At 32.6% G+C, this 17,977-nt stretch carries 15 protein-coding genes; 7 read left to right on the forward strand and 8 right to left on the reverse strand.

What is annotated here, in order from left to right; translation table 11 throughout:
* The 4 genes from ABD011_RS08680 (at position 1) to ABD011_RS08695 (ending at position 4,968) form a co-directional block, all read left to right on the forward strand.
* Positions 1-753 (forward strand): LytR/AlgR family response regulator transcription factor, encoded by a 753-nt coding sequence (locus tag ABD011_RS08680; RefSeq protein ID WP_343797515.1) that lies wholly within the window; start codon positions 1-3, stop codon positions 751-753.
* Positions 754-866: 113 nt separating this feature from the next.
* Positions 867-2,090, forward strand: coding sequence for a hypothetical protein (locus tag ABD011_RS08685; RefSeq protein ID WP_343797517.1), 1,224 nt, complete (start codon positions 867-869; stop codon positions 2,088-2,090).
* Positions 2,091-2,284: 194 nt separating this feature from the next.
* Positions 2,285-4,348, forward strand: a complete 2,064-nt coding sequence (locus ABD011_RS08690; RefSeq protein ID WP_343797519.1) for a T9SS type A sorting domain-containing protein — start codon at positions 2,285-2,287, stop codon at positions 4,346-4,348.
* 77 nt (positions 4,349-4,425) lie between these two features.
* On the forward strand, positions 4,426-4,968 hold the full coding sequence (locus tag ABD011_RS08695; protein ID WP_343797521.1) for a hypothetical protein: 543 nt from the start codon (positions 4,426-4,428) through the stop codon (positions 4,966-4,968).
* Positions 4,969-5,072: 104 nt separating this feature from the next.
* On the opposite strand, the gene dnaN is transcribed toward ABD011_RS08695, so the two are convergent.
* Positions 5,073-6,191: a DNA polymerase III subunit beta gene (dnaN, locus tag ABD011_RS08700; protein WP_129760696.1), complete on the reverse strand. Its 1,119-nt coding sequence runs from the start codon at positions 6,189-6,191 to the stop codon at positions 5,073-5,075.
* Positions 6,192-6,429: 238 nt separating this feature from the next.
* On the opposite strand from dnaN, the gene ABD011_RS08705 reads away from it, so the two are divergent.
* Positions 6,430-9,318: a S8 family serine peptidase gene (locus tag ABD011_RS08705; RefSeq protein ID WP_343797523.1), complete on the forward strand. Its 2,889-nt coding sequence runs from the start codon at positions 6,430-6,432 to the stop codon at positions 9,316-9,318.
* 49 nt (positions 9,319-9,367) lie between these two features.
* On the opposite strand, the gene gldG is transcribed toward ABD011_RS08705, so the two are convergent.
* The 3 genes from gldG to ABD011_RS08720 form a co-directional block, all read right to left on the reverse strand.
* Positions 9,368-11,758 carry a gliding motility-associated ABC transporter substrate-binding protein GldG gene (gene gldG / locus ABD011_RS08710; protein ID WP_343797525.1) on the reverse strand — a complete coding sequence of 797 codons (2,391 nt, stop codon included), beginning with the start codon at positions 11,756-11,758 and terminating at the stop codon, positions 9,368-9,370.
* Positions 11,759-11,863: 105 nt separating this feature from the next.
* On the reverse strand, positions 11,864-12,160 hold the full coding sequence (locus ABD011_RS08715) for a putative quinol monooxygenase (protein WP_343797527.1): 297 nt from the start codon (positions 12,158-12,160) through the stop codon (positions 11,864-11,866).
* 2 nt (positions 12,161-12,162) lie between these two features.
* Complete coding sequence (locus ABD011_RS08720; protein WP_134200096.1) at positions 12,163-12,999, reverse strand: SAM hydrolase/SAM-dependent halogenase family protein; 837 nt, start codon at positions 12,997-12,999, stop codon at positions 12,163-12,165.
* Positions 13,000-13,109: 110 nt separating this feature from the next.
* On the opposite strand from ABD011_RS08720, the gene ABD011_RS08725 reads away from it, so the two are divergent.
* Both ABD011_RS08725 and ABD011_RS08730 read left to right on the forward strand, forming a co-directional pair.
* Positions 13,110-14,063, forward strand: coding sequence for a PhoH family protein (locus ABD011_RS08725; protein WP_131507400.1), 954 nt, complete (start codon positions 13,110-13,112; stop codon positions 14,061-14,063).
* 88 nt (positions 14,064-14,151) lie between these two features.
* Positions 14,152-15,102, forward strand: a complete 951-nt coding sequence (locus ABD011_RS08730) for a phosphoribosylaminoimidazolesuccinocarboxamide synthase (RefSeq protein ID WP_343797531.1) — start codon at positions 14,152-14,154, stop codon at positions 15,100-15,102.
* Here ABD011_RS08730 and ABD011_RS08735 read toward each other — a convergent pair.
* The 4 genes from ABD011_RS08735 to ABD011_RS08750 all read right to left on the reverse strand — a co-directional run bounded on the left by ABD011_RS08735 (position 15,094) and on the right by ABD011_RS08750 (position 17,882).
* Positions 15,094-15,558, reverse strand: a complete 465-nt coding sequence (locus ABD011_RS08735; RefSeq protein ID WP_343797533.1) for a DUF1572 domain-containing protein — start codon at positions 15,556-15,558, stop codon at positions 15,094-15,096. The two genes, ABD011_RS08730 and ABD011_RS08735, sit on opposite strands and share 9 nt — an antisense overlap.
* A 1-nt stretch (position 15,559) precedes the next feature.
* Complete coding sequence (locus ABD011_RS08740; RefSeq protein ID WP_343797535.1) at positions 15,560-16,021, reverse strand: SRPBCC domain-containing protein; 462 nt, start codon at positions 16,019-16,021, stop codon at positions 15,560-15,562.
* A 293-nt stretch (positions 16,022-16,314) separates the two neighbouring features.
* Entirely contained in the window at positions 16,315-17,046 is a 732-nt protein-coding gene (locus ABD011_RS08745) for a T9SS type A sorting domain-containing protein (RefSeq protein WP_343797537.1), read from the reverse strand.
* 161 nt (positions 17,047-17,207) lie between these two features.
* Complete coding sequence (locus ABD011_RS08750; protein WP_343797539.1) at positions 17,208-17,882, reverse strand: T9SS type A sorting domain-containing protein; 675 nt, start codon at positions 17,880-17,882, stop codon at positions 17,208-17,210.
* Between the last annotated feature and the right edge of the window lie 95 nt (positions 17,883-17,977).

Genomic DNA, 17,977 nt, shown 5'->3' on the forward strand with positions numbered 1-17,977 from the left:
ATGAAAGCGATAATTATAGACGACGAAAAACGCGCCAGACATTTACTATCAAACTTACTAACCGAGCATTGCGCAAGTATTACAAGTATTGAAGAAGCGCAAGATCTAGCATCTGGTGTTGATTTGATAAAAACCAGTAAACCAGATGTTGTTTTTTTAGATATTGAAATGCCTAATCAATCAGGATTAGATATTTTAGAATATTTTCCAAATCAGATTGATTTTAAAATCATATTCGTAACGGCGTACAATCAATATGCGATTGAAGCTTTCAAATTATCAGCTGTAGATTATCTGTTAAAACCAGTGGACACAACCGAGCTAAAAGAAGCAGTGACAAAAGCTGAAGAAGCCATAAAAGCGAACAATTTAAACGACCAGTTAAACAAGTTACGCGACTCGTTAAAGCAGCTGTCAATGGACAAAATTGCTTTAGAAATCCCTAAAGGAATCATGTTCGCATCGCATAATGATATCGTTTATTTTGAAGCCGATGGTATGTACACAAATGTGCAACTTATTGATGGTAAACAAAAAACCATTTGCAAACCGTTAAAGCATTTTGTTGAACAACTTGAGCGCAATGCGATGTTTTTTAAATGTCATCGGTCGTATTTAATCAACTTAAAATATGTAGATGAATTGGTTAAAGATGATGGCGATTATTTGTTAATGAATAATCAAAAACGCATCCCAATTTCAAAATCTAAACGTGATCAGTTTCTTGAAGTAATCAAGGAAACGTTTATGTGATTTATTTGAAATTTCTGAAATTCCTTCAGAAAAAAAATCCCCGTTTTTAGAAAAATCCAAATTTAGAATGGTTGTTAAGTGCTTTATTTTGAAGTCCACTAAACACGATTCTTATGAAAAAAATAATTCTATTATTTGTGTTAGCATTATGCTACACAACATCGCATGCGCAATTTGGTAAAATGCTAAAAAACAAAGCCAAAGCAACAGTAGAGAAGAAGTTAGATAAAAAAGAAACAAGCAATTCATCTTCAAAATCTGAAAACGCATCAGGAATGGTTAGCAGTTCTTCAACATCTAATCAAAATGCATCAAAAACAGAATACACCGATGAAGAATTTAAAGCAGAATTAGCTAAAAAATACCCAAACGACCAGGCGAAGCAAGATTTATACTATCAAAAATATCTTGAGAAAAAGCAACAAGAAGCCGAAGCTAATAAGCCTAAACCAGCTAATACAGTAAGTGACGATTTTTTATATATGTCGTATCCTTTTGCGATGACCAAAGGTATGAGCGCAGTTGGTGTTGATCGAGTAAAGATAAGACGTCAGATGACAGACATGGGCGATAATGTAGACTTGTTGCCTGCGCAAGATCCAGAATATGCGTGGTTACGCTTTTTAACAACACCAGAACTAGTAGCAATGTCACCAGAAGGTTACATAGGTTACGAGTTGGTTTCAGGAATGTTTACAACCAAAGTTGGTGCAGACCGATCGCAAACTTTAGAGCTTGGTACAGGTATGCCAATTTTAGTAAGAGGCATGTTAATTGCAGACGACGTATTTGTAATTTACGCAGCTTCTCACCAAGGCGGACACGCATTTAATGTGCCATCGTACATGATTCAAGAAGATATTACTATTCTAAATGTGATAGGTAAAGGCGAGCAACAATTTCATTTAGATTGGTTAGAAAAAGCGAAACCAATTGTAAAAGAGTTTGAAGCCACGTTAAAAGCCAATTACGATGCTGCTGCAAAATCAACCATGGATGCCATAAAAATGCCAAAAGCTGGAAGTATGAATAGTAATGCATCATTAGTGAGTTTTGCAAAAGAGAATGTTTCTAAAACGATAGCAAAAGATGGTGCAAAACTTCTAAAATTAAACATAGAATCTAACGACTGGAGTATTGTAAAAAACAAATACACAGGTCGTATTTTATACCGTTGGATTAAAGGTGCATTCACAGAAAAAAATAAAAATAACGACTGCTATTTACAAGGCTTTTTAATTAAACAGCAATACAATGGTAGTGGTTATGGTAGCTCACAATTTGGTGGTGTTATTCACGGACAAATGCCATACGGACAAAAAATGAATTGTGAATAATTAAAAACGCGCTATTAACCTAAAGTTTTTAAAGTCTGCTTATTTAAGCAGGCTTTTTTTATTTGATTTAAAATGTAAGAATAATCTTTATTATTTATTCAGAAAGAAATTAGACCTATTCAGAAAAAAGCAAATTGAAAACCTTATATGTAGTAGTTGTTTTGTGGTTGAAAATAAAACAAATCTCAACTACAATGAAAAAAACATTACTCTTATTTACAACCTATTTATGTTTGGGTGTTTCTGCAATTTTCGCTCAAAACGTAAACATTCCAGATTTCAACTTTAAAAATTATTTGTTAAACAATACTGCTATTAATACAAATTCTGATACAGAAATTTCGGTAGCTGAAGCGCAAGCTTTTACAGGAACAATATCGGCTACAAGTCTAGGAATTACAGATTTAACAGGAATTGAAGCTTTTGTAAATATAACTACATTAGAAGTATATTCAAATATCTTAACATCATTAGATGTTAGTAACAACACCAGTTTAACACGATTACATTGTGCAAATAACCAAATAACAACAATAGATGTTAGTAATATTCCAACATTAAATCAAATTCATTGTCAAAATAATCAGTTGGTAGAATTAAATTTAGCTAATGGTAACAATCCTAATTTTACATACATGAAATCTTATGGAAACCCAAATTTAACGTGTATACAACATGATTCTAATTATACACCACCATATACTAACGCTGGTCAGTACGCACAAGGTTGGACAAGAGATGCAAACTCTAGTTATTCTTCTAACTGTAATTATGGACCTGTTTATGTAGATGCTAATGCAACTGGAGCAAATGATGGAAGTTCGTGGATTGATGCTTATACAACAATTGATGCAGCACTAGCTGTAGCTGGTCCTAATAGAAATATTTGGGTAGCTAAAGGAGTTTACAAGCCAACAGCTCAAAACACACCTTTAGAAATAAATGATACTAGTATTTCTATTTATGGAGGCTTTGATGGTTCTGAAACTCAATTATCAGATAGAGATTTAACACTAATAAATACAACTAATGCAACTGTGATTACAGGAGATATGAATGGTGACGACGTTGATGGTGATTTTACTTCTAATAAATCTGATAATGCAGATAGATTAATTGTAGTAGATGCTACAAACATTACGATTGATGGTTTTATTTTAGAAAATATTTACGATACATCCAGCAACGCGCTTACTGAAGATAATGGTGTTATTTATTCAAAATATTATGGTGCTTCTACTTGGATTGAAAACCTAAGCATAAAAAACTGTAGCTTTAAAAATAACTATAGTAATGATTTTTTAATTAAAGGAACAGGCTTAAAAGATAACTTCAAACTTTACAACGTAAGCTTTACAAATAATGTAAGTACTGGACAAAGTATTATTTTATTACAAACAGATCGCTTTAATAATATTTATGCAGATTTTTCTAACGTACTGTTTGCTGACAATGAAACCAAGTTTTCTGTTATCAATGCCTACCGAATTCCTGATGGCTCATTTACAAACTTCAGAGACTTAGATTTAATAATAACTAATTCATCTTTTATTAATAATAATGTAGTAAACGTCAATAATACATCTTATGGTCAGACTATTATTATGGGATCTGATAATACCTTAGGACATTTAGAGATAAATAACTCAATCTTTTTTAGTAATACGTTAAACGGAGTTTATGCAGACAGAGATATTTCTTATGGTACACAGGGTAATCATTATGAATTAGTAATTAATAATTCTATAACTCAAATAACAAACAATGGAGGCGCATCAGGAGCATTTGCAGCACCATCATTTACTAATATTCAAGATTTAGACCCAAATACAGTATCACTTAATTTAAGTGCAGAATATAAACCAACAACAAGTTCATCTTATGTTTTAGATAATGGAGATAATACATTTTATGATACTGCTTTATTTGGTGATTTAGATTTATCAGGTAATGATAGAATTTTTAACAGTACAATAGACCTTGGTGCTTTTGAATATGATTCAACATTAGGAATTGATGATTTGTCTTTAAATACAAATTCAGTAAAACTATACCCAAATCCTGTAAGTGACAGGTTATTTATTAAGTCTACAGAGCAAGTTGAGAACGTGTTTATTTACACTATTAGTGGACAGTTAGTAAAGCAAGTAAATGAAGTTAATAATGGAATTAATGTGGCTAATTTACCTTCAGGATTATACATGATTCAAATTAAAACATCTAAAAGAACTATTAATCAGAAGTTTCTTAGAAACTAAGTTGATGTTATATCAACTTGATTTAGCGCTCACTTTTGTGGGCGCTTTTTTTAAAAAAACTATTCAAAACAAAAACTATGAAATATTTAAAAACAATCACACTCGTAATGTTTACTATTGTATTAACTTCTTGTTCATCTGATGATGATTCCAATACTTCAGAAAGTAATTTTATTAAAGTTGGTGAATCTTCTTTTGAGATGAAAGCAGCATTAGTAGAGCCATCATTTAATTCGGTTTTTTTAAGTTTAACAAATAAAACTGAAGCAGAAATTAATGCTTCTTTTTCAGGAACAACACTAAATAATGTCGATTATTTTACTGCAAGGATTAATCATTTTGATCTTTCATCAGGAGAAGCGTATGATTTAGATGATATTTCTAGTTTAGAATTTATTGTTAATGGAGATGTTATTAATTCTGAATTTGAAAATGGATTCAGTCAATTTTATAAAAGTGGAAGTAATCCAGATTTAGAAGTAACATCAGGACATATAACAGTAATTGACTACTCAGTAGATAATATTACTTTATCTGTTGAATTTGAGAGAGCTGATGGTGTATTGGTGTCAGGAACGTATAATGGCTCATTCATATATTTGGATGATACTAATAATTAAAAAGTGTTACTAATAATTATAAAAGAGGAACTATAATTTTAACACAAAAAAAGCGCTTACATTGGTAAGCGCTTTTTATATATGATATAATTAATTTGAAAAGGCTAACTATTCAACATTACAGGCATAACAAGCATAGTAACTTGTTCGCCTTCGTCTAAACCATCAACAGGCGTTAAAATACCTGCTCTGTTAGGTAAGCTCATTTCTAATTGTACTTCGTCAGCATTTAAGTTTGTTAACATTTCAGTTAAAAAGCGAGAGTTAAAACCTATTTGCATGTCATCACCTTGGTAGTCACATGTTAGGCGTTCTTCAGCTTTGTTTGAGTAATCAATATCTTCGGCAGAAATGTTTAATTCAGCTCCTGCAATTTTTAAGCGAATTTGATGTGTTGTTTTATTTGAGAAAATACTAACACGTTTAACAGAGTTTAAAAACTGTGTTCTGTCAATACTTAATTTATTTGGATTTTCTTTTGGTATTACAGCTTCATAATTAGGGTATTTTCCATCAATTAATCGGCAAACTAATTCAGAGTTTTCAAAAGTAAATTTAGCATTTGAATCGTTATACTCAATTTTTACATCATCATCACTCGTAGCTAAAATTCCTTTTAAAAGATTTAAAGGTTTTTTAGGCATGATAAATTCAGCAACTTGATTTGCTTTAACATCTTCTCTAGTGTATTTAACTAATTTGTGAGCATCAGTAGCAACAAAGGTTAAACCGTCTGTTGAAAACTGAAAGAATACACCACTCATAACAGGTCTTAAATCGTCATTTCCAGCAGCAAAAATAGTTTTGCTAATAGCTGTTGCTAGTATCTCACCAGAAACCATAGTTGTACTTGGATCTTCTAATTCAACAGCTTTAGGAAATTCGTTTCCTTCAGCATAAGCTAAAGCATACTTACCATGGTTAGAGCTAATCTCAACTGTGTTGTTATCTTCAACAACAAACGTTAATGGTTGCTCAGGGAACGTTTTTAAGGTATCCAATAGTAATCGTGCAGGTAAGGCTATACTACCATTACTGTCACTTTCAACATCAATTACTGATGACATTGTGGTTTCTAAATCACTAGCTGAAACCGTTAATTTTGAGTTTTCAAGTTCAAACAAAAAATTATCTAAAATTGGAAGTGTGTTAGAGTTGTTAATTACTCCACCTAAAACTTGTAATTGTTTAAGCAAATACGTACTCGATACTATAAACTTCATGAAATTGCTTTAAATTTTTATCGTTATGAATATTTAAGCAAATATATTTTATTAAAGTGATAATTGTAAGCCTTAGTTATACATTTTTATTAACAAGTAAATTTTTTGTATTTCTTAACCAGAATTTTAGATTCTCGTTAACATAAAAAGTATTGTGATTATAATATTATGTGGTATATTTATACGCTTAAAAAAATGAAAAATGTATAAAAATACTTTCGGGTATAAATTAATCCTAATGCTCTCTTTTGTTAGTTTTAATTTCTTAACAGCCCAAACCGATGAACAAAAAAGAGAAATTATTGCTACTTATGACCATGCATTACTTTCACAAATGGCGAATGAATTTTCGTTAGCTTTTGAAAATGATTTAAAGGCAGCTAGAGTTTATGCTATGGAAAACAATTTACCAACTGTAATTTTTACAGAAAATGGAGGTATGTCAAAGTTGCATAAAGTTTTAGAAGATGGAACTTTACTTTATTTGTCAACAGACAATAGAGGAGCTGGAGTTACGGTTAGAGCAAATAAGCTCTACACAGGTCCAAGTGGAGGACTAAATTTATCTGTTGAAGGTACAGGAATGACTCTAGGTGTTTGGGATGGAGGAAAAGTTTTGGATACGCATGAGTTATTAGTTGATAGAGTTACTCAACAAGATGGATCAACAACATTGTCTAACCATGCAACGCATGTGTCAGGAACAATGATTGGATCTAATGTGCCAGCAAGTGGTCAAGCTAGAGGTATGGCGTTTAGAGCTAGTCTAAATGCGTATGACTTTGATAACGATCTTTCAGAAATGACTACTGCCGCAGCAAATGGGTTGTTAATTTCTAATCATTCTTATGGACTTAATGCTGAATTTTTACCAACATACTATTTTGGGAGATATGATAATTTAGCAGTTCAAGTAGATAACATACTATACAATGCACCTTACTATACTGCAGTTTTTTCTGCCGGAAATGATAGAAACGCAGGTTACAATACTGGAGATAATGGTTATGATTTATTAACTGATAGAGGAGTCTCTAAAAACGGAATTACAGTTGCTGCTGTAAACCAAGTTAATAATTATACAGGGCCTTCAAGTGTTGTGATGTCAAGTTTTAGTAGTTGGGGACCAACTGATGATGGAAGAATAAAACCAGACATCTCAGCTAAGGGTGTTAACACATATTCATCTGTAGCTACTTCTAATACTGCATATGGTAGTATGAATGGTACATCTATGGCTACACCAAGTGTTTCAGGTTCTTTAGGGTTACTCCAAGAGCTTTACAGTGATATTCATGGTAATTTCATGAAGTCTTCAACATTAAGAGCATTAGCAATTCATACTGCTTCTGAAGCAGGTGTTTTTCCTGGTCCTGATTATCAGTTTGGTTGGGGATTATTAGATTGTGAAACAGCAGCTATTACAATTTTAGAAGAAGAATTTCAGTCTTTAATTGAAGAGAACAGTCTTGCCGATGGAGCAACATTCACAAAGTCTGTAACAGCGTTAGGAACAGAGCCTCTAGTGGTTACAATTGCTTGGACTGATCCTGCAGGTACAGTACAGGGTACTACGGTAGATGATACTACACCTAGACTAGTTAATGATTTAGATTTAAGAGTCGTAGATGCTAGTAATAATACAACTTATCCTTGGGCTTTAAGTGCATTTAGTTATACTTCTCCTGCAATTAGAAGCGTAAATAACGTTGATAATGTTGAAAAAGTTGAAATAGATGTTCCTGCTGGAGATTATACAATCATAGTAGATCATAAAGGGACTTTAGATTCAGGAAATCAAGATTTTGCATTAATCGTAACAGGGATTTCTGAATCAGATTTTGCATTTACTCCTGAAAATATTACAAAAACTTTTTGTGCAGATGAAGTTGGAGATTATTACTTTAACTATTCATCAAGTGACACTTACAATGGGCCAACAACACTGTCAGCTACTGGATTACCAGCAGGAGCAGTGGCAACATTTACTCCTAGTGTAATCACTGCCGATGAAGACTTTACTTTAGAAATATCTGGTTTAGACTCAGTGACTCCTGGTACTTATTCCTTTGATGTTGTTGCTACTGGTACTTCTGATACTAAGACAAGACAAATGGAAATTGAAGTATTAAGCGCTGACCCTATTAGTGATGTAACATTAAATTACCCTAGCGCAGGAGAGTCAGGTGTTTACATATATCCAGGATTAACTTGGGACGCAGTCAGTGGAGCAAGTGGTTATAAAGTTGAAGTTTCTGAGCTTTCTGACTTTAGTACTCTAATTTTTGAAGATACAGTAGAAGCAAACACTGTTAGTGTTCCGGCATTGAATAGTAACACACAATATTACTGGAGAGTTATGGCATTCTCTGATTGTGTTGATGCTAATTTTGTGTCTTCTTCTTTTACTACTGAAGCTGTTAATTGTTCTATTTCATCTACTGCAAATGATAACCCACAACCTATAGATACTGTGCCAAATACGGTTACATCGGTTATAAATGTACCAGCAGGTCAAGATATTTTAGTTGGTGATATTAATGTGACTGTTAATTTATCACATACTTGGATGGGTGATTTAACGGTTAGTTTAACTAGTCCATCAGGTACTTCCGTTGTATTGTTTAGTAACGCTTGTGATGATTTAGACGATACAAATGTAACTTTTGATGATTCGGGTGTTGAGTTTTCTTGTTCAGGAACAGTGCCAGCACTTTCAGGAACAATGCAACCTCAAAATTTATTGACTCCATTTATAGGAGAAAATGCAGCTGGTGATTGGACACTTACAGTTAATGATGGTTATGATGAAGATGGTGGGTTTTTAAATAGTTTCTCACTTGAATTATGCAGTACTGCAGGACCTTTAAGTGTAGCTGATAAAGAACTAGAAGGATTTGCAATTTATCCTAATCCTGCTAAAAATCATTTTGAGTTTACTTTGTTAAACCAACAAGAAAACGTTAAAGTAGGTGTTTATGATATTAATGGTCGTTTATTGATTTCAAAATCATTTAATACTAACGAGCGTAAACTTGTAAGTGTAGAGAACTTATCTAGCGGAATGTATTTTGTTGAAGTAATAAATGGTCAACAAAAAGGAGTTAAAAAACTAATGGTTAAATAACTAACAACTCTCAATAAAATAAAAAAGCGACCTTTTGGGTCGCTTTTTTTTATGCGTATTTTTTTCGTCTTAAGTAATTAAAGACAAAACCAAAAATGCCTAAAAGGAGTAGAGGCAAAGCAATATTTATAAATTGCCACTTTGTTTTTTGTGCTTCAATTTTTTTGGAATCTAAGAAAGCTATAGCAATTTCTTTTGTTCTAATATCTATAAGTTTATTGTCATCTAAAAGGTAGTTAACAGCATTTTCTAAAAACTCCTTGTTTCCAAAACTTTCACCTGTCCAACGATCAAAACCTAATTGTTGCGGCTTGTTTCTTACTACATCATTTTTAATAACGTCACCATCAGCAATGACAATAATTTTAGTAGCATCACTCTTCGTTCTGTCATTAGAAAGATTAAAAGGCTTTACTCTATTGTTATAAACCGATGTAAATTCACCTTCTAATAAAACAGCAAGTGGTTGTAATCCTTTAGTATATGTTTTTGGGTCAGGTTCTTGGGTAACAATATCTAAACTTATTTCTCTTGGTACACCATCTAGCTTGGTTAGTTGAGAGCTACGTAATAAAACAGTTTTTGAAACATCATCGTTTTTTAAAGTATCTATTTGACTTGCAAAATCAAACTTTACCAAGTTTAAGTTGTTGGTTATTGCATGATTTGGATTACTAGCTGCTAATGGCGAATATTGCCATTGTATTGGTTGAAACTGAGCGTCATTACCTTCTCCAATAGCAAGAGTTATTGGAGCAGAATACATGTCGTTAACTAACACAGGATTGATGCGAACACCATATTTAAAGAAAAAATCATTTAGGTTCAAATCTCTAATAACAGCAATAGCTCTTCCTGAGTCGTTTAGCAAACTGTCTTTGTCCATAATAACCGATTCGGTAAGCCAAAGACTTTTTCCGCCATTCATAGTATATTGGTCTAAGACATATTTTTCTTCTTCAGTAAAAGGAATAGTTGGTTTTGCAGCTATTATTAAATCGAAACCTTTTAATTGCTCTAAGGTTTTTTGCGGATGGTTAGCAACACTATCCATAGTAAAAGGAGCAATATTGTAATGCTCTTTAATACTTGTTAAAAAATCAGCAATATATATGTCATTCAGCTCGCCATTTCCTTTTAAAATGGCTATTTTCTTAGATTTTTCAGTGGTTAGTTTTTTAAACCCTTCAGCAAAAGCATATTCTAAATGTTGCACGGAATTGTTGATGCGTTCTTGGTCAGTAACTCCAATGCTGTTTTTTATTAATGGGATTTTTACGGTCTGCTCGTTGTAACTAGCCAAAGCCCATGGGAAAATTAATTCCTGAGACGATTTTCCATTTTCTTTTACGGTAAGTTGAAAGGGTTGTAAACCACGTTGTACTAATTGCTGAATGTTTTGGTCTCGAGTTGTTTCATTCTCAATAGGATTAATAAAACTAAATTTAATGTTGTTATTTTGAAGCGCAAACTCTTCCAATAACTGCTTGGTTTCGGTTTTAAGACGTCTAAATTCCGAAGGGAAATCGCCTTCTAAAAAAACATCGATAATTAAAGGAGAATCTACATTTTCAACAGTGTTGAGTGCTGCTTTTGATAACGTATAACGTTGGTCTTGTGTTAAGTCGAAACGCTTATAAATTGACTGCGTAAAGAGGTTTAAAACCAATAATCCTAAAGGTAATACTAATAGATGTAACCATTCTTTTTTATCAATGACTTTTGTGCCAATTCGTCTAGCAGTTATGAGTACAAACAATACAATAATACTTACAAAATACAATAAATCCCTAGTATCAATAACACCTCTGCTAATGCTCTTGTAATGGTCATCCATTCCTAATTTTTCAAGGCGAAAAGCATCACCAAAAAGATTAAAATTAGCTAAACCTTCAAACCCAAAATAAAAGAAGAAGCAAATAAACACAGCAATAATAAAAGCTACAATTTGATTGTCTGAGAGTGTTGAAGAAAATACACCTATAGCTGTGTAAGCAGCAGCCATAAGTAATAAGCCAAAATAAGAACCTGTAATACTTCCTAAATCTAAATTTCCTTCTGGACTTCCAAGTTTGTATATACTATACACGTATAATAGTGTTGGTAACAAGGTAATAAGTATTAAAACCAGTGCACCAACGTATTTGCCTAAAACAATTTGTAAATGACTTACAGGTTTAGTGAGTAGAAGTTCAAGTGTTCCTTGTTTTTTTTCATCACTAAAGCTACGCATAGTTACTGCAGGAACAAGAAAAATAAGTATCCAAGGTGCTAAAGTGAAAAAACTATTGAGGTCAGCAAACCCATTATCTAAAATGTTGAATTCACCTTTAAAAAGCCATAAAAACAATCCGTTGAGTAATAAAAAAATGGCTATAACCAAGTAACCAACTGGTGATGCAAAAAATGAGGTAATTTCTTTTTTTAGAATTGCTAGCATTATCTTAGTTGAAAAGTTTAAAGTGGAAAGTTAAAAGTTTATTAGTAAATCACGAATTTTTTAGTTCTGTTTCTGTGATGAATTAATTGGTAATTTCAAATTTTATCAATCTAAACTCGCCAATTTATCCACACTCCAAGCTTCAGGTTTTGCATTAAAAAGAGGTTTGGTTTTACTCCAAATACCTTTAAATAAACTCGATTGTCGGTAGCGCTCTAAGTCGGCTTCGGTATTCCAATGACTATACGTAAAAAATACGTTTGTATTGTGCTTATCTCTGTAAAGTTCTAAAAACTCACAGCCATCAAAAGCTCTAATATTGTGTTTACTTAACTCAAAGTTCGATAAGAATTCATCAATGTGTTTTGGCTCAAAGCTCATTTTTACAATTCGTACAAACATATTTAAGTTTTTGAAAAGTTAACCGTTACAGTATCTCGCATGCTTAATCCCATAAGTGTAGAGGCACTACCAACAGTAGTAGGATTACTTCTATAAACCGCAATTTCTAAATAACCTGAAGAGTTAAAAACAACCAATCCTTTTCCTTCATCATAACGTTTATCTTCAGGAGTGTCAAAATTTACAACATCGCTATATCTGTTCAATATTTCTTTAAACTTATAGTTGCGAGCAGAAATTTCAAAGGCACGAGTTTTTTGTATAGATTCAAAAAATTTGCGTCTTATATTGGTAACTACGTTGCCATAATTATCAATGTAAATAACACTACCAATAATCTGGTTTTTTTCATCATTTACAAAAGGCACTAAATCTCTAATAGGCTTAATTGTGTTAATAACTTTTCCAATCACTTCAAGCGTTCCTCCTCTGGCAATATGGCAAGCTACTTTTACAAACACATCTAAAACAGGAAAATTGGTTTCAATTTTATCATGGATATTAATCTCCACAATTTTTTCAGGAGCAATTTCGGCACATATCATACTCATTATTCCATTGTTGGCACATATAAAGTAATGGTCGTCTAGTTTTACTGCAATATGCTTGTTTTCAGGGTTTAACTCAGAGTCGATACCTATAAGGTGAATAGTTCCCTTAGGAAAACTACTGTATGCATTTTGAATAATGTAAGCCGCTTCAGGAACATTAAAAGGAGAAACCGAATGCGAGATATCAACAATTCTAACATCAGGAAGCTCACTGTAAATTGCACCTTTAATAGCTCCTGCAAAGTGGTCTTTTTCGCCAAAATCAGTTGTTAATGTGATTATTGCCATGTAATAATTGTTGATATTTTTTTAATCTAACCTCGCTTAAAATTGTGTAGATTTGTTACTACACAAAACTAATAAAACAAAACAGATTAATTTATTAAATCAGGTACCTTTTGAATGAACTTATAATTGAATTAGAAGAAATAACTCCTAAAGAGTTTTTTGGAGCTCAAAACGTAAATATCGAACTTCTAAAAGAATACTTCCCAAAATTAAAAATTGTAGCTAGAGGAAATAAAATTAAGGCATATGGTGACGAAGACTTGCTTGAAGAGTTTGACCGTCGTATGACCATGTTAATGACTCATTTTGCTAAGTACAATAAGTTGGACGAAAATGTTATTGAGCGTGTACTTACCAGTCAAAGTAGTGACGATTATACAACGTCTGAACAAAGTGGAGAAACCATTGTTCATGGTGTTGGAGGAAGAATTATAAAAGCGCAAACTCTAAACCAGAGGAAGCTTGTTGAAAGCATGCGTAAAAATGATATGGTATTTGCCATTGGTCCTGCAGGAACAGGTAAAACTTATACAGGAGTTGCTCTAGCGGTTCAGGCATTAAAAAATAAAGAGGTAAAACGTATTATTTTAACAAGACCTGCTGTTGAGGCTGGTGAAAATCTAGGATTTCTTCCAGGTGATTTAAAAGAAAAACTAGACCCTTATATGCAACCGTTGTATGATGCGTTACGTGATATGATTCCTGCAGAAAAACTGGCAAGTTTTATAGAAAACGGAACGATACAAATTGCTCCTTTAGCCTTTATGCGTGGACGTACTTTGGATAATGCATTTGTGATTTTAGACGAAGGTCAAAACACTACTCATGCACAAATGAAGATGTTTTTAACACGTATGGGGAAAAATGCTAAGTTTTTACTAACTGGTGACCCTGGACAAATCGATTTACCACGTCGTACCATTTCAGGACTTAAAGAAGCCTTGTTAATTCTTAAAAATGTAGAAGGCGTAGGTATTATATTTTTAGACGATAAAGATGTTATTCGCCATAAGCTGGTAAAAAAGATTATAGCAGCATACAAGAGCATAGAAAATAGAGAATAAATTAAGTTGGTAGTTTTTTAGTCGCAGCCAACAAAAAATTAAATAGAGTTATCATTATATAGTATGTAATGATGATAAATTAAAGCAAATGTCACACAACACAATAATAGATACCAATTTTAATTTTCCTAATCAAAAAAGTGTATACAAAGGAAAGGTTAGAGAAGTTTATAATATTAACGACGAGCAGTTAGTAATGATTGCAACCGATAGGTTAAGCGCCTTTGATGTGGTGATGCCTAAAGGAATTCCTTACAAAGGGCAAATTTTAAATCAGATTGCAACCAATATGATGAAAGCTACTGAAGATTTGGTCCCTAATTGGCTAACTGCTACTCCTGATCCAAATGTTGCTGTGGGTCATTTGTGCGATCCTTTTAAGGTTGAAATGGTTATTCGTGGCTATATGTCTGGTCATGCAGCACGTGAGTACAAAGCTGGAAAACGACTGTTGTGTGGTGTGCCAATGCCTGAAGGGATGAAAGAAAATGATGCGTTTCCTGAACCTATAATTACACCAGCTACAAAAGCTGAAATGGGAGATCATGACGAAGATATTTCTAGAGAAGACATTTTAAAACGCGGAATTGTATCTGAAGAAGATTACCTAGTACTTGAGGATTATACACGTAAGCTTTTTAAAAGAGGTTCTGAAATTGCTGCTGAAAGAGGATTGATTTTAGTAGATACCAAATACGAATTTGGAAAAACCAAAGACGGAAAGATTGTATTGATTGACGAAATCCACACTCCAGATTCTTCACGATATTTTTATGCTGACGGTTATCAAGAACGTCAGGATAGAGGAGAAGCCCAAAAGCAATTATCAAAAGAGTTTGTGCGTCAATGGTTGATTGCAAACAATTTTCAAGGTTTAGAAGGTCAAACCGTTCCTGAAATGAGTGATGAGTATATTACAAGTGTTTCAGAGCGCTACATAGAACTTTACGAAAACATTACAGGAGAACCTTTTGTAAAAGCTGATGTAAGTAATATACAAGAGCGTATCCAAGCTAATGTGTTGGCTTATTTAGGCTAGTAGTTTTTGTATCAATACTATTTGTCCAAGGTGATAGTAACTATGTTCTATCATAGCATCAATATTACGTTGGTAAGTTCCATATTTTTCATTTATAAAACTTTGGTTAAGCTTACTGTTAGGTAATTTTTCAATTAGTTCGATAAGACCTTCGGTATCAGTCCAAAATTTATTTAAAAAAGCATTCCATTGCTCTTGTGATTCTATTGGAGGAAAATCAAAACTGTATTGATCACGTATTTCTAGCGTACCACTTTCAAAAGCATGTTTTACACCAGCAATGTAGTAATGGATGTGTTGTGCTAACACAGCAATAGTGTTGAGCGATTTTACTTTGGCAAGAGCAACAGTCCAATCTAAAGCTTCTAGCTGGTGTTTGTAATTGGTGTTAGCTATCCAAGTTCCATTTAAAATAACTTCGCGTAAACGATTGGCGAGTTGTTGTGTTGAATTCATTTTACTGGTTTTCTGAAATCTCTTTCAGTTTGTTTAGTGCTTTAGGCCAAGTGTTATTAAAATAATCTGCGTAATTATCATCAGTATCCAATTCAATTTCTACTGTTGTGACACCATTGTTTTCTGTTAACGAATAGTTTTCAAGGCTTCCAGCCCATTTTTCAACTTGCTCACCAGAAGTGATTTCATAATCACCATCAAGAATTCCATAATGACGAATAGACACGAATTTAGATGGGATATTTTCAGCAATTTCTGAAATCATTCCACCTTTTTTTCCGTTTTCATCAGTTCCAACAAAATACATTTTTTCACCTTTGTTCCAACTGCCTTCATATGTAGAGGTTGGATTAAATTCAGCTGTCCACTGCTCATAAGTATTTTTATTGTTAAGCCCTAACATAGTTTCGTATACCTTTTGCGAAGAGGCATTTACTTGTGTGCTAAATTTTATTTTTTTCATGGTTTTAGTGTTTTAAAAACTATATTGTTTTATGGGTATGCCCTTTGATTTAATGAGTTTAAAAGTTCTGTATTAAATGAGCTACAAAAGCATTTATGTTTTAAGGTGCTTTTAAATTTAATATAATCACTTATAGCTCTACTAATATATGTGTTTTTGGTGAGAATTTGTTGGTTGTATTAGGTTTTGTGTGTTAGGTTAAAATACAAAAGCTGCCTTATAAAAACAATGGCTACATAGTTTTTGAACCTTGTAGCCATTGAAGTTATAATTTTTATTACCAGTTAGTATTATTAGTCTTTTATGAATTTAAACGTGTTTCCATTATCAGTCTTTAAGAAATAGATACCATTGTTTAAATTTTGAATGTCTATTTTGTTAGTGTTTAATAGTGTACCATTCATTACTTCAGCACCAAGATTGTTAAAGATATTATAGTTGCTTATTTCTGTTAAGCCTTTAATATGAATAAAACTTGAGGAAGGGTTAGGGTAAACAACTTTATCATTAAAGCTAAAATCACTTGTGCTTAATGTTGCAGCAGAAAATACGATATCATCAAGACCAAATGAATCATTACCAAGGCTACTAGTTATAGTAAAAGAATTAACGTTTGTCCAATTTACAGTTACAGTTGATCCTGTTTCGTATATCAAGTCTTGATTAACACTTGAGTTACTTCCACCTGAAGGTGTAAAGGTCCAAGTGCGAGTTCCAGAATAATCATAAAGAGCAAAAGCATAAATCGAAGTTATATCAACTGGAGAACTAAAACTTACAGTTGCAGAATCACCTGAATCTGTTTGATAGGTAAATACAACAACACCTGAAGTGCCAGAGAAGCCATTACCATATAAGGCCGTTGCATCAGTATTTGAATAAGATGAAGAAAATGTAGCTGTAATACCAGCTACTGTTTGAGCAACTCCAGTATCAGCAAGTTCAACCGTTTCCCAGTCAAAAACTTGTGAGAATGATAATGTACTGATTAATGTAAATAGTAAGGCAGAGTAAATGTGTTTCATGCTTTTAATTTAAGTTATAGGGATTTTAAAAAGTTAAAAAATAAGTTGGCATTAAGTAAGCCTGATGTAAAGTGATGTTAATTATTAACACCTATTTCTCAAACAAAACCTTTCGGTCTATGTATAAGAAACAGGTGTGTGCTATTATAAGTTGCTAGTAGTTATTCTTTTATAAACTTAAACGTAGTGCCGTTTTCTAATTTTAATAAGTAGATTCCGTTATTTAAGTTTTGAATATTTAGTTTTTCTTTATTTGATATTTTACCATTTTTAAGGTTCATACCAACAAGATTATAAATATTAAAAGTTGTAGTATTTGTCAAGCCATCAACAACAATATAGTTGCTTGAAGGATTAGGATATATACTCACATTACTAATTAAAGCAACTTCATCATTCCCTAATGTATTGCCCTGTACGCTTCCTGTTAAAGTAGTAATAGTTTCTGGGCAATAACCTTCAGCGTTAACCCAGCTCCCTAAGGTTAAATCTGGAGGGTTTGGTAAAGAAGGTGTAGTGTTGTAATACATCACTGCAGTAGTATAATCAGGAGAGTTTAGTGGTCCATCATTGTCTAGTTGAATTTCCCATCTGTCAAGGGATGTGTTCCATATAATTCTTAATTCACAAACACCTGCAGGACAACTTTGGGCAAAGTCACTAGGTTGCGTTTCGTAAGTGTTTCTAATGTCTCCAGAATCATCAGTAGTACCTGTATTGGATAGGTAAAAATCTTGGTCTCCTAATACTCCTGTACAGCCCTTAAAAGTAATTTGCGAACTTACATGAATAGTACATGTTAGAATAATAAAAAAAGTTAGGTAAAGTTTTGTCATAATATAAAATTTGGGGTTAATATTTAATGAATCAAAACTATTTATTTTATGTGAATAATGAAGAAAAAAATGAGTTTTTTCTTTGAATGGCTATG

The sequence above is a fragment of the Gaetbulibacter jejuensis genome (genome assembly GCF_039524015.1).
Lineage (GTDB): Bacteria > Bacteroidota > Bacteroidia > Flavobacteriales > Flavobacteriaceae > Gaetbulibacter_B > Gaetbulibacter_B jejuensis.

Coding starts and splice junctions, on each gene's coding strand:
- ABD011_RS08740 (WP_343797535.1), bottom strand. CDS start 16,021: ATGAAAAAAATAAAATTTAGCACACAAGTAAATGCCTCTTCGCAAAAG.
- ABD011_RS08720 (WP_134200096.1), bottom strand. CDS start 12,999: ATGGCAATAATCACATTAACAACTGATTTTGGCGAAAAAGACCACTTT.
- ABD011_RS08705 (WP_343797523.1), top strand. CDS start 6,430: ATGCTCTCTTTTGTTAGTTTTAATTTCTTAACAGCCCAAACCGATGAA.
- ABD011_RS08745 (WP_343797537.1), bottom strand. CDS start 17,046: ATGAAACACATTTACTCTGCCTTACTATTTACATTAATCAGTACATTA.
- ABD011_RS08685 (WP_343797517.1), top strand. CDS start 867: ATGAAAAAAATAATTCTATTATTTGTGTTAGCATTATGCTACACAACA.
- ABD011_RS08735 (WP_343797533.1), bottom strand. CDS start 15,558: ATGAATTCAACACAACAACTCGCCAATCGTTTACGCGAAGTTATTTTA.
- gldG (WP_343797525.1), bottom strand. CDS start 11,758: ATGCTAGCAATTCTAAAAAAAGAAATTACCTCATTTTTTGCATCACCA.
- ABD011_RS08690 (WP_343797519.1), top strand. CDS start 2,285: ATGAAAAAAACATTACTCTTATTTACAACCTATTTATGTTTGGGTGTT.
- ABD011_RS08715 (WP_343797527.1), bottom strand. CDS start 12,160: ATGTTTGTACGAATTGTAAAAATGAGCTTTGAGCCAAAACACATTGAT.
- dnaN (WP_129760696.1), bottom strand. CDS start 6,191: ATGAAGTTTATAGTATCGAGTACGTATTTGCTTAAACAATTACAAGTT.
- ABD011_RS08750 (WP_343797539.1), bottom strand. CDS start 17,882: ATGACAAAACTTTACCTAACTTTTTTTATTATTCTAACATGTACTATT.
- ABD011_RS08695 (WP_343797521.1), top strand. CDS start 4,426: ATGAAATATTTAAAAACAATCACACTCGTAATGTTTACTATTGTATTA.
- ABD011_RS08730 (WP_343797531.1), top strand. CDS start 14,152: ATGTCACACAACACAATAATAGATACCAATTTTAATTTTCCTAATCAA.
- ABD011_RS08680 (WP_343797515.1), top strand. CDS start 1: ATGAAAGCGATAATTATAGACGACGAAAAACGCGCCAGACATTTACTA.